Annotated in this window: 14 protein-coding genes and 2 tRNA genes; 6 read left to right on the top strand and 10 right to left on the bottom strand. The window is 68.2% G+C overall.

The window, feature by feature from the left end; translation table 11 throughout:
* Positions 1-17: 17 nt before the first annotated feature.
* Genes G6N56_RS26500 through G6N56_RS26490 form a run of 3 tightly spaced genes read right to left on the bottom strand, consistent with a single transcriptional unit; the run spans position 18 to position 2,247 of the window.
* The gene (locus tag G6N56_RS26500; protein WP_085256197.1) at positions 18-548 is read right to left on the bottom strand and encodes an alcohol dehydrogenase catalytic domain-containing protein; all 531 of its coding nucleotides are present in this window, start codon (positions 546-548) and stop codon (positions 18-20) included.
* Positions 549-553: 5 nt separating this feature from the next.
* Entirely contained in the window at positions 554-1,237 is a 684-nt protein-coding gene (locus G6N56_RS26495; RefSeq protein WP_085256196.1) for a uracil-DNA glycosylase, read from the bottom strand.
* 41 nt (positions 1,238-1,278) lie between these two features.
* A complete protein-coding gene (locus G6N56_RS26490) occupies positions 1,279-2,247 on the bottom strand; it encodes a thiamine-phosphate kinase (protein ID WP_085256195.1) in 969 nt (322 codons plus the stop codon).
* 119 nt (positions 2,248-2,366) lie between these two features.
* Between G6N56_RS26490 and G6N56_RS26485 the strand changes: the two genes are divergently transcribed.
* Positions 2,367-2,939: a DUF3515 domain-containing protein gene (locus G6N56_RS26485; protein WP_085256194.1), complete on the top strand. Its 573-nt coding sequence runs from the start codon at positions 2,367-2,369 to the stop codon at positions 2,937-2,939.
* Here the strand turns inward: G6N56_RS26485 and G6N56_RS26480 are convergent.
* Entirely contained in the window at positions 2,936-4,054 is a 1,119-nt protein-coding gene (locus tag G6N56_RS26480) for a D-alanine--D-alanine ligase family protein (protein WP_085256193.1), read from the bottom strand. The two genes, G6N56_RS26485 and G6N56_RS26480, sit on opposite strands and share 4 nt — an antisense overlap.
* A gap of 67 nt (positions 4,055-4,121) precedes the next feature.
* Complete coding sequence (locus G6N56_RS26475) at positions 4,122-5,141, bottom strand: NAD(P)H-dependent glycerol-3-phosphate dehydrogenase (protein WP_085256192.1); 1,020 nt, start codon at positions 5,139-5,141, stop codon at positions 4,122-4,124.
* A gap of 223 nt (positions 5,142-5,364) precedes the next feature.
* Here G6N56_RS26475 and cofC point away from each other — a divergent pair, with 223 nt between their 5' ends.
* From cofC to mutT1, 3 genes are all read left to right on the top strand, one after another.
* Positions 5,365-6,015 (top strand): 2-phospho-L-lactate guanylyltransferase, encoded by a 651-nt coding sequence (gene cofC / locus G6N56_RS26470; protein WP_085256310.1) that lies wholly within the window; start codon positions 5,365-5,367, stop codon positions 6,013-6,015.
* A gap of 248 nt (positions 6,016-6,263) precedes the next feature.
* Positions 6,264-8,453, top strand: a complete 2,190-nt coding sequence (locus G6N56_RS26465; protein WP_085256191.1) for an RNA degradosome polyphosphate kinase — start codon at positions 6,264-6,266, stop codon at positions 8,451-8,453.
* A gap of 85 nt (positions 8,454-8,538) precedes the next feature.
* Positions 8,539-9,480: an 8-oxo-(d)GTP phosphatase MutT1 gene (gene mutT1 / locus G6N56_RS26460; RefSeq protein ID WP_085256190.1), complete on the top strand. Its 942-nt coding sequence runs from the start codon at positions 8,539-8,541 to the stop codon at positions 9,478-9,480.
* 64 nt (positions 9,481-9,544) lie between these two features.
* Here mutT1 and G6N56_RS26455 read toward each other — a convergent pair whose 3' ends face one another.
* From G6N56_RS26455 to leuC, 3 genes are all read right to left on the bottom strand, one after another.
* Positions 9,545-10,180, bottom strand: coding sequence for an HU family DNA-binding protein (locus G6N56_RS26455; RefSeq protein WP_085256189.1), 636 nt, complete (start codon positions 10,178-10,180; stop codon positions 9,545-9,547).
* Between the two features lie 214 nt (positions 10,181-10,394).
* Positions 10,395-10,991, bottom strand: a complete 597-nt coding sequence (gene leuD, locus G6N56_RS26450; RefSeq protein ID WP_085256188.1) for a 3-isopropylmalate dehydratase small subunit — start codon at positions 10,989-10,991, stop codon at positions 10,395-10,397.
* A gap of 18 nt (positions 10,992-11,009) precedes the next feature.
* Complete coding sequence (gene leuC / locus G6N56_RS26445; protein ID WP_085256187.1) at positions 11,010-12,458, bottom strand: 3-isopropylmalate dehydratase large subunit; 1,449 nt, start codon at positions 12,456-12,458, stop codon at positions 11,010-11,012.
* A gap of 67 nt (positions 12,459-12,525) precedes the next feature.
* Here leuC and G6N56_RS26440 point away from each other — a divergent pair, with 67 nt between their 5' ends.
* Positions 12,526-13,227 (top strand): IclR family transcriptional regulator, encoded by a 702-nt coding sequence (locus G6N56_RS26440; protein WP_085256186.1) that lies wholly within the window; start codon positions 12,526-12,528, stop codon positions 13,225-13,227.
* A 329-nt stretch (positions 13,228-13,556) separates the two neighbouring features.
* Positions 13,557-14,069 (top strand): pyridoxamine 5'-phosphate oxidase family protein, encoded by a 513-nt coding sequence (locus G6N56_RS26435; protein WP_085256185.1) that lies wholly within the window; start codon positions 13,557-13,559, stop codon positions 14,067-14,069.
* Between the two features lie 6 nt (positions 14,070-14,075).
* Here G6N56_RS26435 and G6N56_RS26430 read toward each other — a convergent pair.
* Both G6N56_RS26430 and G6N56_RS26425 read right to left on the bottom strand, forming a co-directional pair.
* Positions 14,076-14,148 (bottom strand) — tRNA-Glu (locus G6N56_RS26430).
* An 80-nt stretch (positions 14,149-14,228) separates the two neighbouring features.
* Positions 14,229-14,303 (bottom strand) — tRNA-Gln (locus G6N56_RS26425).
* Positions 14,304-14,333: the final 30 nt, after the last annotated feature.

Raw genomic sequence — 14,333 nt, 5'->3', positions numbered from 1 at the left:
CCTGCCGGTCCCGGCACTCATTCCAGGACGATGACCGTCTTCCCGGGGCGCCGGCCCGGACGCTGGCCGCTTTCGAAGGCCTCCCGGCCCTCGCCAAGGGGGAAGGTCGCCGCGATCTGCACGCGCAGCCGTCCGTCGTCGACCAGCGCCGCGAGCCGGGTCAGCTGATCGCGATCGGGGGGGACGATGAAAAACGTGGCTGTGACACCGTATTCGTCGGCCCGGCCGGCCGGTCGGGGCGCCGAAGCCGCGGCCGCGGCGCCGTCTCGGTCGAACGGAATCAGCCCGTACACCTCGTCTCCGGGTGCGAAATCCGTTACTCCCGTGCCGATTTGATGTACCACGCCGGACACCTCGTGCGACGGGATGACGGGCGTCCGGCTCGCCCCGTCGCGGGTCCACGTCTCCTCCCATGTCAGCTCGTCGAAGGTGATCGCGGCGGCGTGCACGGCGACCAGCACTTCACCCGGCGCGGGAACCGGCACGGGCGCCGGCTCGACGACCAGTTCCCGCGGCCCGCCCCGATGATGCGCCCGCAGCGCCGTCATCCCGGTCAGGGCAGCCGCCAATCGATAGGGTCGGCGCCCATCTCGGCCAGCAACTTGTTGGCCCGGCTGAAAGGGCGCGAGCCGAAGAAGCCCCGAGACGCCGACAGCGGAGAGGGATGCGGCGATTCGATCGCCACGCAATTACCCTCGGCGAGAACGGGTTTAAGGGTGGACGCATCACGGCCCCACAGGATCGCCACCAGCGGTTGAGACCGTGCGACCAGCGCGCGGATGGCGCATTCGGTGACCGCTTCCCACCCCTTGCCGCGGTGCGACGCGGGATTGCTGGGACGGACCGTCAGCACCCTGTTCAACAGCATCACGCCGCGCTGCGCCCACGGGCTCAGGTCGCCGCACGAGGGCTGCGGATGACCCAGGTCGGTGGTGTATTCGTCGAAGATGTTGGCCAGGCTGCGCGGAAGCGGCCGCACTTCCGGCGCCACGGAGAAACTCAGCCCGACGGCGTGGCCCGGCGTCGGGTAAGGGTCCTGCCCGACGATCAGGACACGGACGTCGTCGAATGGGAAAGTGAAGGCGCGCAACACGTTCGGTCCCGCCGGGAGATACCGGTGGCCCGCGGCTATTTCGGTCCGCAGGAATTCCCCCATCCGGGCCACCTGGCCGGCAACCGGTTCGAGCGCGGTCGCCCACCCCCGCTCGACGAGCTCGCTCAGCGGGCGCGCGGTCACCGCCGTCCCTCTGCCATCGCGTAAACGATCACCGCGTCACCCTAACCTTCGAACGATTGCCAGCCGGCGTAGCCGGCCCACTCCGCGCCGTCGACCAGAACCCGGGCCGGCCCGTCGAGTACCCGGCCGATCGGTCGCCAGCCGGTCGGCACCGGACCCGCGAAACAGGCCACCAGGGCGTGATCTTCACCACCAGCCAGCACCCACGGCCAGGGATCTTCGCCCGCGGCGGCCGCGGCCGGGGCGAGCGCGTCGCGGTCGGCGACCAGCGCGGCGGTGGACAGGTCGAGCCCGACCCCCGACGCGTCGGCAACATGGCGCAGGTCGGCGATCAGACCGTCCGAGACGTCGATCATCGCTTCGGCGCCGGCGGCCGCGGCCGCCGCGCCCTGGCCGTACGGCGGCCGCGGCACCAGGTGCCGCTGCCGTAGTTCGTCGTGCCCCTCGATCCGCTTGCGCCACAGCCAGTATCCGGCAGCCGAGCGGCCCAGCTCGCCCGCCGCGGCGATCACCGAGCCGGCCTTCGCGCCCGAGCGCAACACCGGCGCGCGGCCGGCGAGGTCTCCCAGCACCGTCACCGAGATCACCCACTGCGGGCAGCTGACCAGGTCACCGCCGGCGATGCCCGCGCCGACCCGCCCGGCCTCGTCCCACATTCCGTCGACCAACGCCTCGGCCTGGGCGGCCGGGGTGTCCGCGGGCGCGCCGAACGCGACGACGAAGGCCGTGGCCCGCCCGCCCATGGCCTCGATGTCCGCGGCGTTCTGCGCGATCGCCTTGCGCCCGACGTCGTGGGGTGTCGACCAGTCCAGCCGGAAATGCCGGTCCTGCACCAGCATGTCGGTCGATACCACGGCGCGGCCGTCTCCCGCCGCGATCACGGCGCCGTCGTCGCCCGGCCCGAGCAGCACCGCCGCGGACTGCCGGCGGCCGCGCACCAGGCGATCGATGACGCCGAACTCGCCCACCTGTCGCAGCGTCGGCGGCTGCGCCGAAAAGTCGTCGTCCACGTCACCTCCTCCCGCGGTTCCGGCTATGTGAGGCCACCATACGGTCGCCCGGCCCGCGGTAAGTTAGGTCCCTGCCCGTGCCAGCGGAACCGCGTGACGAGACAGGAGGTGCGCGGGCGGTGCCGACCGACCCCGATACCGGCTCTAAGGACGACGCGGGACCCCCCCGCGCGGCGGTCCTGGCCGCGGTCGCACTGGCCGTCGTGGCGGTCGGGGTGATCCTGGCCATCGCGGCAGGCCGCGAGGCGCCGCGGCGGCCGGTTGACGTCGCCGCCATCCCCGCGCCGCAGGCCGCCAGTCCGGCTTGCCGGTCGCTGGCCGCGGCGCTCCCGCAGCGGCTCGGGGACTACCAGCGTGTGCCGATTGCCGCGCCGGTGCCCCCGGGTACATACGCCTGGCGGGCGAGCGCGGACGTCGGGCCGGTGGTCCTGCGCTGCGGCCTCGCCCGTCCGGGCGAATTCGTCGTCGGCACGCCCATTCAGGTGGTCGACAAGGTGCAGTGGTTCGAGGCCTCGGCGGAGCGGCAATCGGCCGGTGATGCGGGCACTTTCACGTGGTACACGGTGGACCGGCCGGTATATGTGGCGCTCACGCTGCCGTCGGGGTCGGGACCGACGCCAATCCAGCAACTCTCCGACGTGATCGACCACGCCATGCCGGCGGTGCCGATCGATCCCGCCCCTGCCCGCTAACGCAGACCGACGCCCCGTGCCAGTGCCGTTTCGACCATGGTCGCCAAGAGGGCCGGATAGTCCACGCCGCTGGCCGCCCACATCCTCGGAAACATCGAGATCGTGGTGAATCCCGGCATCGTGTTGATCTCGTTGATCACCGGCCCCTCCTCGGTGAGGAAGAAGTCGACCCGCGCGAGCCCCTGGCAGTCGATGGCCTTGAACGCCAGGACCGCCAATTGGCGTACGGCATCCGCGATCTCGTCGTCGACCTTGGCGGGCACGTCCAATTCGGCCGCGTCGTCGAGATATTTCGTGGCGAAGTCGTAGAACGAATCCTCGCGACCGCGCACCCCCACCACCCGGATCTCGCCCACCGTGCTGGCTTCCACGGAGCCGTCGGGCATTTCGAGCACGCCGCACTCCAGCTCGCGACCGTTGATCGCCGCCTCGACGATCACCTTCGGGTCGTGACGGCGGGCGGCGGCGACCGCCGCGGGCAACTGGTCCCAGCTCGTCACCCGGCTGACGCCGATCGACGAGCCCCCGCGCGCGGGTTTGACGAACACAGGCAGGCCCAGGCGCTCACGTTCCTCGGGATGCAGCGTCGGGCGGTTGGGGCGCAACACGATGTGCGGGCCGACGGGCAGCCCCTCGGCGGCCAGCAGCTTCTTGGTGAATTCCTTGTCCATGCCGGCGGCGCTGGCCAGCACCCCGGCGCCCACGTACGGCAGACCGGCGAGTTCGAGCAGTCCCTGGACGGTGCCGTCCTCGCCGTACGGGCCGTGCAGCACCGGGAAGACGACGTCGACGGACGCCAAAACCTCGCCCGCACCGGGCTGCAGTGCCACCAACTGGCCGCTGCGCCCTGGATCGGCCGGCAGTGCAAGCTCCCTTCCCGACTGGGCCGTCACCGCGGGCAGCTGCCGGTTGGTGATCGCCAGCGCGTCGGGGTCACCGTCGGTGAGCACCCACGCGCCTTCCGGCGTGATGCCCACCGCGACCACCTCGAAGCGCTCGGGGTCGAGGTTGCGCAGGATGCTGCCGGCGGAGACGCAGGAGATGGCGTGCTCGTTGCTGCGGCCGCCGAAGACGACCGCGACACGCACCCGGTTCGACCGGTCGCTGGCACTCACAACCTTCAGAGGCTACCGGGTGCGCGGCCCTTGGGCCGGACGGCGGCGGCCGAGCTGCGGGTTTACGTCACTCGGGCTTGGTCCTGCGGCCCAGCAACAGGGCCATCGCCTCGTCGACGGAAAGGCCCTTGTGGCAGACCCGGTGCACAGCGTCGGTCAGCGGCATCTCGACGTCGTAACTCAAGGCCAGCGCGAGTACCGACTCGCAGGAGGTGACGCCCTCGACGACGTGCCCGTCGCGCGCCTGCATCGCCGACTCCATCGTCCCGCCGCGCCCGAGGCATTCGCCGAATGACCGGTTGCGCGAATACGGCGACGTGCAGGTGGCGACCAGGTCACCGACTCCGGCCAGCCCGGCCAGCGTCGCGGCCTTGGCCCCGAGTGCGATTCCCAGCCGCATGATCTCCGCGAGACCGCGGGTGATGATCGCCGCCGCGGTGTTCTCGCCGAGCCCGACGCCTGCCGCCATCCCGCACGCCAGGGCGATGACGTTCTTGCACGCCCCGCCGATCTCGGTGCCGATCAAGTCGCTGTTGGTGTACGGGCGGAAGTAACCGCTGTTGAGCATGCGCTGCAGGGCAACGGCGCGCCCGGAGTCGTTGCACGCGATGACCGTGGCCGCCGGTTGGCCTCCGGCGATTTCGCTGGCCAGGTTCGGGCCCGAGATCACCGCGACGTGGTCGGGCTCCACGTCGGTCACCGAGACGATGACCTGGCTCATCCGCATGAGCGTTTCCAGCTCGATGCCCTTGGCGAGGCTGACCAGCGTCGCGCCCTCGGTCAGTGCGGAAACCCAGCGCTCGAGATTCGCCCGCAGCGTCTGGGCGGGAACGCCGAGCAGCACGGTCGTCGCGCCGCTGAGCGCCTCGCCCGGGTCCGACGTGGCGCGGATGCCGGCCGGCAACAACGTGCCGGGCAGGTAGTCGGGGTTGTACCGGGTGGAGTTGATCTCGTCGGCGATATCGGGCCTGCGGGCCCACAACTTGACCGCCGTCTCCGGCCCGCCGGCATCAACGAGCACCTTGGCCAGCGCGGTGCCCCAGGCACCGGCGCCCATGACCGCAACGGCGCCCGATGTGCCGGCCATTCACCACCCCCGTCTGTCCCTGTGGAATGCAGCCGATACACCCTAGAACAGGGACCGCCCAGCGGTCGATCAGCGGTGATCGCGAGCCCGGCGATGCCGGGCGACGCGGGTCACCGCCATCAGCCCAGCGGTGATCGCGAGCCCGGCGGTGCCGGGCGATGCGGGTCACCGCCATCAGACCAGCGGTGATCGCGAGCCCGGCGGTGCTGGCAGGATGGCCTTCATGAGCGGCACGCGGGCCGGCGGTGCGGGCGAGGTGGCCTTGATCATCGCGGTCAAGCGGCTGGCCGCCGCCAAGACCAGGCTGGCGCCGGTCTTTTCCCCGCGGACGCGGGAAAGCGTGGTGCTCGCCATGTTGGTGGACACGCTGACCGCCGCGAGCCGCGTCAGAGCCGTGGGCTCGATCACCGTCATCACGCCGGATGCGGCCGCCGCGGCCGCGGCGGCCGAGCTCGGGGCCGAGGTGCTGGACGACCCGACGCCCGAGGGCCACAACGACCCGCTGAACAACGCGATCGGCGCGGCGGAGCGTTCGGTCGCCGATTCCTTTGCGAATTTCGTTGTGCTGCAAGGAGATCTGCCCGCTCTGCAGAGTCAGGAGCTGGCCGAGGCGATCGGGGCGGCGCGCCAGCACCGGCGGAGTTTCGTCGCTGACCGGCTGGCGACGGGCACCTCGGCGCTGTGCGCGTTCGGAACGGCGCTCGATCCGCACTTTGGAGCGGATTCAGCGGCGCGGCACCGTCATTCGGGGGCAATCGAGCTGACCGGCGCGTGGCCGGGGCTGCGCTGCGATGTCGACACCCCCGCCGACTTGGCGGCCGCCCGCCAGCTCGGAGTGGGCCCGGCGACAGCACGGACCCTCGCGCATCACTAGGCCGTGTTGCGTAGTCGGCACCGAGATTGCCACGGGGTCGCGGTACGCCGGCGAATCACGACCCGCACCGCGGTCTCGGCGGTTGAGCCCCCAGAGACGATCGCAAGCGCGGCGCAGCCCGGCCGCTGGGGCACATCCCGTTTGCGGCAGACGAGTCACCACAATCGGACTAAGCCGCGTTTCCAGACGGTGAACACAGCGCCAACGGCGAATGGATGTCCGCAGCGCGCTAGCAGCATGAGCGGGTCATACGCAATGATCGCAGTGTGACCGACATCGAAGCCGAGGCGAGGCCCGACGAGAACATCTGGCATCCAGGCGACTCCACCTTGACTGCGCCGCCCGCGGCCACACCCGCGGCGATCACGGACCAGCTACCGGAGGAGCGATACCTCAACCGGGAATTGAGCTGGCTGGACTTCAACGCGCGCGTTCTGGCGTTGGCGGCCGACAACTCACTGCCCCTGCTGGAGCGCGCCAAATTCCTGGCGATCTTCGCGTCGAACCTCGACGAGTTCTACATGGTTCGGGTCGCCGGCCTCAAGCGCCGCGACGAGATGGGGTTGTCGGTCCGGTCGGCCGACGGCCTGACGCCGCGCGAGCAACTGGCGCTCATCGGCGAGCAGACGCAGCGGATCGCGACCCGGCACGCCCGGGTCTTCCTCGACGCGGTGCGCCCCGCGCTCGCCGAGGAGGGCATCCACATCGTCACGTGGGCCGATCTGGACCACGCCGAACAAGACGAGCTGTCCACCTATTTCACGGAGCAGGTCTTCCCGGTCCTGACGCCGCTGGCCGTCGACCCGGCCCACCCGTTCCCGTTCGTGAGCGGGTTGAGCCTGAACCTGGCGGTCATGGTCCGCCAACCGGAAGACGGCGGCCAGCATTTCGCCCGAGTCAAGGTGCCCAACAACGTCGATCGCTTCGTCGAACTCGAGTCTCGTCGTGTCGCGGACGACGGTGAAGGGCCTGCCGTTGTCCGCTACCTGCCGATGGAGGAGCTGATCGCGGCGTTTCTGCCGGTGCTTTTCCCGGGCATGGAGATTGTCGAGCATCACGCGTTCCGCATCACCCGCAACGCCGACTACGAGGTTGAAGAGGACCGCGACGAAGACCTGCTGCAGGCGCTGGAACGGGAGTTGGCGCGCAGGAGATTCGGGTCGCCCGTGCGTCTCGAGATCGCCGACGACATGACCGAGAGCATGTTGGAACTTCTGCTACGCGAGCTCGACGTGAATCCCGGCGACGTCATCGAAGTGCCGGGGCTTCTCGACCTGTCGTCGCTGTGGCAGATCTATGGCATCGACCGGCCGGCCCTCAAAGACGTGGCCTGGGTCCCCGACACGCATCCCGCCTTCGCCGACCGCGAAACGCCGAGGAGCATCTTCGCGACGCTGCGGGAAGGCGATGTGCTGCTTCACCATCCATACGACTCGTTCTCGACCAGCGTGCAGCGATTCATCGAGCTTGCCGCCGCCGACCCCAACGTGCTGGCGATCAAACAGACGCTGTACCGCACATCCGGCGATTCCCCGATCGTCCGAGCGCTCATCGCCGCCGCGGAAGCCGGCAAGCAGGTGGTGGCAATGGTCGAGATCAAGGCCCGTTTCGACGAACAAGCCAACATCCGTTGGGCGCGCACACTGGAACAAGCGGGCGTGCATGTGGTCTACGGGTACGTCGGGCTCAAGACGCACTGCAAGACCTGCTTGGTGGTGCGTCGCGAGGGGTCGACGATCCGTCGCTACTGCCACATCGGCACGGGCAACTACAACGGCAAGACGGCGCGGCTGTACGAGGACGTCGGGCTGCTGACGGCGTCCCCCGAGATCGGCGCCGATCTGACCGACCTGTTCAATTCGCTCACCGGCTACTCGCGCAAGGTTTCCTACCGCAATCTCCTGGTTGCCCCGCACAGCATCCGCACCGGCATCATCGAACGCGTCGAGCGCGAGGTCGCCGCGCACCGCGAAAACGGCGGCGGCCGAATCCGCATGAAGATGAACGCCCTCGTCGACGAGCAGGTCATCGACGCGCTGTACCGCGCATCGCAGGCGGGCGTGCGGGTCGAGGTCGTGGTGCGCGGCATCTGCGCCCTGCGCCCGGGCGCCGAGGGCTATTCGGAGAACATCTCCGTGCGCTCGATTCTCGGCCGGTTCCTCGAACACTCGCGGATCATGCATTTCAATTGCCTCAACGAATTCTGGATCGGCAGCGCGGACATGATGCACCGCAATCTCGATCGGCGCGTCGAGGCGCTGGTCCAGGTGAAGGATCCCAGGCTCACCGCGTACCTAAATGACCTGTTCGAGTCCGCGCTGGACCCGGCCACCCGATGCTGGGAACTCAGGGCGGACGGGCAGTGGACCGCGTCGCCGCAGGACGGACAGACCGTGCGCGACCACCAAGTATCGTTGATGGAGCGGCACCGCAGTTAGCACTGTGTGGTCATTTCCGGTTACTTTCGGGCCGCACCCGCGACCATGCGCGCGGCCCGGACCGAATTAACCTGCAGGAGTTGACGTGCCAAACCAGGACTCGTCCGCCTCTCGGCGCTCGGGTAGCCGAATCGTGTACGCCGCCGGGGCCGTCCTGTGGCGGCCCACCGTCTCGGCAAACCCTGGCCTGGAGATCGCCGTGATCCACCGTCCCCGCTACGACGACTGGTCGCTGCCCAAGGGGAAGGTGGATCCCGGCGAGACGGCACCCGTGGCCGCGGTGCGGGAGGTGTTGGAGGAGACCGGTCACCAAGCCACATTGGGCAGGCGACTCGACATGGTGAGCTATCCGATCGACCAGGGCGTCAAAAAGGTCTACTACTGGGCGGCGCGCAGCAACGGCGGTGAATTCCATCCCGGCAAAGAGGTGGACGAGCTGATCTGGCTGCCGGCCGACGAAGCGATGCGGCGACTTGATTACCCGCAAGACCGAAAAATGCTCGGCCACTTCGCCAAACATCCCGCCGATACGAAAACCGTGCTGGTGGTCCGGCACGGTACCGCCGGAAGCAAGTCACGCTTCTCCGGCGACGACACCAAGAGACCCCTCGACAAACGCGGACGCGCCCAGGCCGAGGCCCTCGTTCCGCAGCTGCTGTCCTTCGGCGCCTCCGAGGTGTACGCGGCCGACCGGCTCCGTTGCCACCAGACGGTGCAGCCGCTGGCCGAGGAGTTGGGCGTGGCGATCCACAACGAGCCCACCCTGACCGAAGAGGCCTATGCCAAGAGCCCGAAGCGGGGTCGTCAGCGTGTGCTGCAGATCGCGGAGCGCGGTGGCACGCCGGTGATCTGTACGCAGGGCAAGGTGATTCCGGACCTGATCGAGTGGTGGTGCGGCCGCGACGGAGTGCAACCGGACAAATCCCGCAACAACAAGGGCAGCACGTGGGTGCTGTCGCTGGCCGCGGGCCGGCTGCTGGCGGCCGACCACATCGGCGGCGCGCTCGCCGCCAACGTGCGGGCCTAGCACGCGAATACCCTTCGGGGGCACCGCTGCCACCCGAAGGGTATTCGCGTTTGGAATCCAGTTACTAGCGGCGGCCGCGACGGGCGGTCGTCGTTTTCTTGGCCGGAGCCTTCTTGGCCGGAGCCTTGGTCGCGGCCTTCTTGGCCGGAGCCTTGGTCGCGGCCTTCTTGGCGGGCGCGGCCTTCTTGGCCGGAGCCTTGGTGACGGCCTTCTTGGCCGGAGCCTTGGTCACGGCCTTCTTGGCGGGCGCGACCTTCTTGGCCGGAGCCTTCGTCGCGACCTTCTTGGCCGGAGCCTTGGTCGCGGCCTTCTTGGCCGGCGCCTTGCTCGCGGCCTTCTTGGCGGGGGCCTTCTTGGCCACCTTCTTCGCCGCACCTGCTCCAACACCACGTTTCACTGCAGGTCCTTCCGCCGGGAGGCGCTGTGCGCCAGCCACAACCGCCTTGAATTGGGCACCCGGACGAAACGCCGGGACGGATGTCGGCTTCACCTTCACCGTCTCACCGGTGCGCGGGTTGCGGGCCACGCGCGCCGCGCGCCGCCGCTGCTCGAACACACCGAACCCGGTAATGGTGACGCTGTCACCCTTGTGCACCGCGCGCACAATGGTGTCGACGACATTTTCGACGGCAGCGGTCGCCTGCCGACGGTCCGAGCCCAATTTCTGTGTGAGCACGTCAATGAGCTCTGCTTTGTTCATCCAATCCCTCCAAGCTAGTGGTCCTCGTGGTTTGCGAACCGACTAGTGGACACGGTAAACCCTCACCCAGCAAATTTCCAAGAGCCACGCGCAATTTCACGGCCGGCGGACGGACGTTTTCGCAATCCGGTTGCCGCCCTTGACCGGTGGCGGGTGTCGGAAATCGGGTGTTTTAGTTAGTCGACCGAGAAAAAATTCGTCCCGGATTGGTCCGTTAGGAAGCGGGCAGAGTGCGTGGTTTCCACTCCGGACGAGCGGCTTCGAACGACTCGATCTTGTCGAGTTTCCGCAGCGTAAGGGCTATATCGTCGAGTCCTTCGAGCAGTCGCCAGGCGGTGTGGTCGTCAATCCTGAACGGCAGCACCGCCGTTCCGGCGGTGATATTCCGATCTTGAAGATTGACAGTGATTTCCAGCCCGGGACTCTGCTCGATCAGCTTCCAGAGCAGTTCCACGCCGTCTTGGGAGACTTCGGCCGCCAGGAGGCCCGCCTTCCCCGCGTTGCCCCGAAAAATGTCACCGAACCGAGACGAGATAACCACCCGGAACCCGAAGTCCATGAGCGCCCACACCGCATGCTCGCGGGACGAGCCGGTGCCGAAATCGGGTCCCGCGACGAGCACGGAGCCTCGGTCAAACGGGCTGAGGTTGAGCACGAATGACGGATCCGACCGCCACGTCGCGAACAAGCCGTCCTCAAATCCGGTCCGCGTCACGCGCTTCAAATACACCGCCGGGATGATCTGATCGGTGTCCACATTGGACCGGCGCAGCGGCACGCCGATGCCGGTATGGGTGCGAAAGGCTTCCATCGTCGTCCTCGATTCTGGTCAGTGTGAGTTCAAGTCGGCCGGGGCGGAGAGTTTTCCACGGACCGCCGTCGCGGCGGCGACGACCGGTGACACGAGGTGCGTACGGCTGCCTTTGCCCTGCCGCCCTTCGAAGTTGCGGTTGGACGTCGCGGCGCATCGCTCGCCGGGCGCAAGCTGGTCGGGGTTCATGCCCAGGCACATCGAACAGCCCGCCTGCCGCCATTCGGCACCGGCGGCGGTGAAAATCTCACCCAGCCCTTCGGCTTCGGCCTGGGCGCGCACGCGCATGGAACCCGGGACGACGAGCATCCGCACCCCGGGGGCCACCTTGCGGCCGCGCAACACGTCGGCCACCGCGCGCAGATCCTCGATACGACCGTTGGTACAAGACCCGACAAACACGGCGTCGACGCCGACCTCGCGCATCGGTGTTCCGGGCCGAAGGTCCATGTAGGCCAAGGCTTTCTCGGCGGCCTGACGCTCGCCGTCGTCGGCGATCAGCTCGGGGTCCGGAACCGCCGCCGACAACGGCACCCCCTGGCCCGGGTTGGTTCCCCACGTGACGAACGGGCTCAACTCGGTTGCGTCGAGGTAGACGTCGGTGTCGAATTCCGCGCCGTCATCGGTGCGTAGCTGTTGCCAGTAGGCCATGGCCTCGTCCCACTGGGCACCCGTCGGTGCGTGCGGACGACCCCGCAGATATTCGTAAGTGGTCTCGTCGGGAGCCACCATGCCCGCGCGCGCGCCGGCCTCGATGCTCATATTGCAGATGGTCATCCGGCCTTCCATGGACAGTGATTCGATGGCACTGCCCCGGTATTCGATGACGTGGCCCTGCCCGCCGCCGGTGCCGATCTTGGCGATCAACGCCAGAATGATGTCTTTGGCCGTCACGCCGGCGGGCAGGCGACCCTCGACATTGACCGCCATCGTCTTGAACGGCCGCAGCGGCAATGTCTGCGTGGCCAGGACATGCTCGACCTCCGAGGTACCAATTCCCATGGCGAGCGCACCGAATGCTCCATGCGTCGACGTGTGACTATCCCCACACACGATCGTCATTCCCGGCTGCGTCAGCCCCAACTGCGGTCCCACCACGTGGACGATGCCCTGCTCGATGTCACCCATCGGGTAGAGCCGGATGCCGAATTCGGCGCAGTTGTGTCGCAACGTTTCGACCTGAGTGCGTGAGACCGGGTCAGCGATCGGCTTGTCGATGTCGACGGTGGGCACGTTGTGATCCTCGGTGGCCAGCGTCAGGTCGGGCCGCCGCACCGGTCGACCGGCCAGGCGGAGGCCGTCGAAGGCCTGCGGGCTGGTGACCTCATGCACCAGGTGCAGGTCGATGTAGATGAGGTCGGGAGCACCGCCCTGCTCGGAACCGCCGCCGGATGCCACAACGTGGTCGCTCCATACCTTTTCGGCCAGCGTGCGCGGCTTGCCGGCCCCCGTGGTGTCGGATCCCATCTCGAATTCGCCTCTATTCGGTCATTTCGGGCAGCAATCTCAACATGTGAGACGTTAATATCTTCCTATGAGACAGCATAGCGGCATCGGCGTCCTCGACAAAGCCATGGTGGTGCTGCACACCATCGCGGAATCCCCCTGCGGGTTGGCGGAACTCTGCGAACGCACCGGCCTGCCCAGGGCGACCGCCTACCGGCTGGCGGCCGCGCTCGAAGTTCATCGTCTGCTGGCACGTGACGACGACGGACGCTGGCGGCTGGGACCCGCGGTCAGCGAGCTCGCCATCCAGGTCAACGATCCGCTGCTGGCCGCCGGCGCGGCGGTGCTCCCCCTGCTGCGCGAGACAACGGGCGAGAGCGTCCAGTTGTATCGCCGGGAGGGCACATCCCGGGTCTGCATCGCCGCCCTGGAACCGGCTGTCGGCCTTCGCGATACGGTCCCGGTCGGCGCACGCCTGCCGATGACGGCAGGTTCGGGGGCCAAGGTGCTCCTGGCCTACAGCGACGCCGCCACGCAGAAGGCCGTCCTGCCGTCGGCGAAATTCACCGACCGCGTCCTGGCCGACGTTCGGCGGCGGGGCTGGGCGCAAAGCGTGGCCGAGCGTGAGCCCGGGGTGGCGAGCGTGTCTGCGCCGGTGCGCGACGGCCGCGGCGCTGTGATCGCCGCCATATCCGTGTCCGGGCCCATCGATCGGATCGGCCGGCGTCCCGGCGTACGTTGGGCCGCCGACCTGCTGAACGCCTCGGAGGCGCTGACTCGTCGACTCTGAGGCGGCTTGACGCCTGGAGCAACATCCACGCAGTCGTGTGCGGCCAGGGCGGTTAGATTGCCGGATCGCCGCCCTGGCCGCACATTCAACGCCCCCGGCGCACACTCGATGCCGAGGAAGGCGCCCGCTCGGCGAAGACCCCCTCGGCGAAGGTCCCCGCGGCCTGTCGAAGGCCCCCGCGGCCTGTCGAAGGCCCCTCGCCGTCGACTGTGCATCCAGCGCGCCGAGTGTGCAGCCAGAGCGGCGAAACCGCCGAATCCCGTCCCTACACGCACACTGAACGCCGCCAGCGCACACTCGAAAACAGGCGACCTGACAGACTGACCGCCATGGGAACCAATCAGCGCGCGAGCATCGTCATGTCCGAGGACGAGATCGCCGATTTTGTCGTCCGAAGCCGCACCGGAACCCTGGCCACCGTCGGTATCGACGGCCAGCCGCACCTGACCGCGATGTGGTACGCCGTGGTCGACGGTGAGATCTGGCTGGAAACCAAGGCCAAATCGCAGAAGGCGGTCAACCTCAAACGCGATCCGCGGGTGAGTTTCCTGATCGAGGACGGCGACACCTACGACACCCTGCGCGGGGTTTCCTTCGAGGGCATCGCCGAGATCATCGACGATCCCGAGGTCGCCCACCGCGTCGGCGTCAGCGTGTTCGAGCGCTACACCGGCCCCTACAGCGACGAGATGAAGCCGTTCGTCGAGCAGATGATGAACAAGCGGGTCTGCGTGCGCATCGTGCCCCGCCGCGCCCGGTCATGGGATCACCACAAATTGGGTCTGCCACCCATGCCGGTGGGCGGGTCGACCGCCCCGGCCGCGCGGGCGGCCGATCAGTAAATTTTGTAGCCCCGATGGGATTCGAACCCACGCTACCGCCGTGAGAGGGCGGCGTCCTAGGCCGCTAGACGACGGGGCCAGAACTGATCCGAGCAGTCAGCATAGCTCACGGTTAAAGGCCCACCTAATCGCCTGCACCGCCTGCTCGGGACGAGATTTTGGCTGGGGTACCAGGACTCGAACCTAGAATGGCTGAACCAGAATCAGCTGTGTTGCCAATTACACCATACCCCATTGGCTGCCTATAACCGCTGGTCACCGGCG

The sequence above is a fragment of the Mycobacterium saskatchewanense genome (assembly GCF_010729105.1).
GTDB lineage: Bacteria > Actinomycetota > Actinomycetes > Mycobacteriales > Mycobacteriaceae > Mycobacterium > Mycobacterium saskatchewanense.
This window is presented reverse-complemented; position numbering and strand designations above follow the sequence as displayed.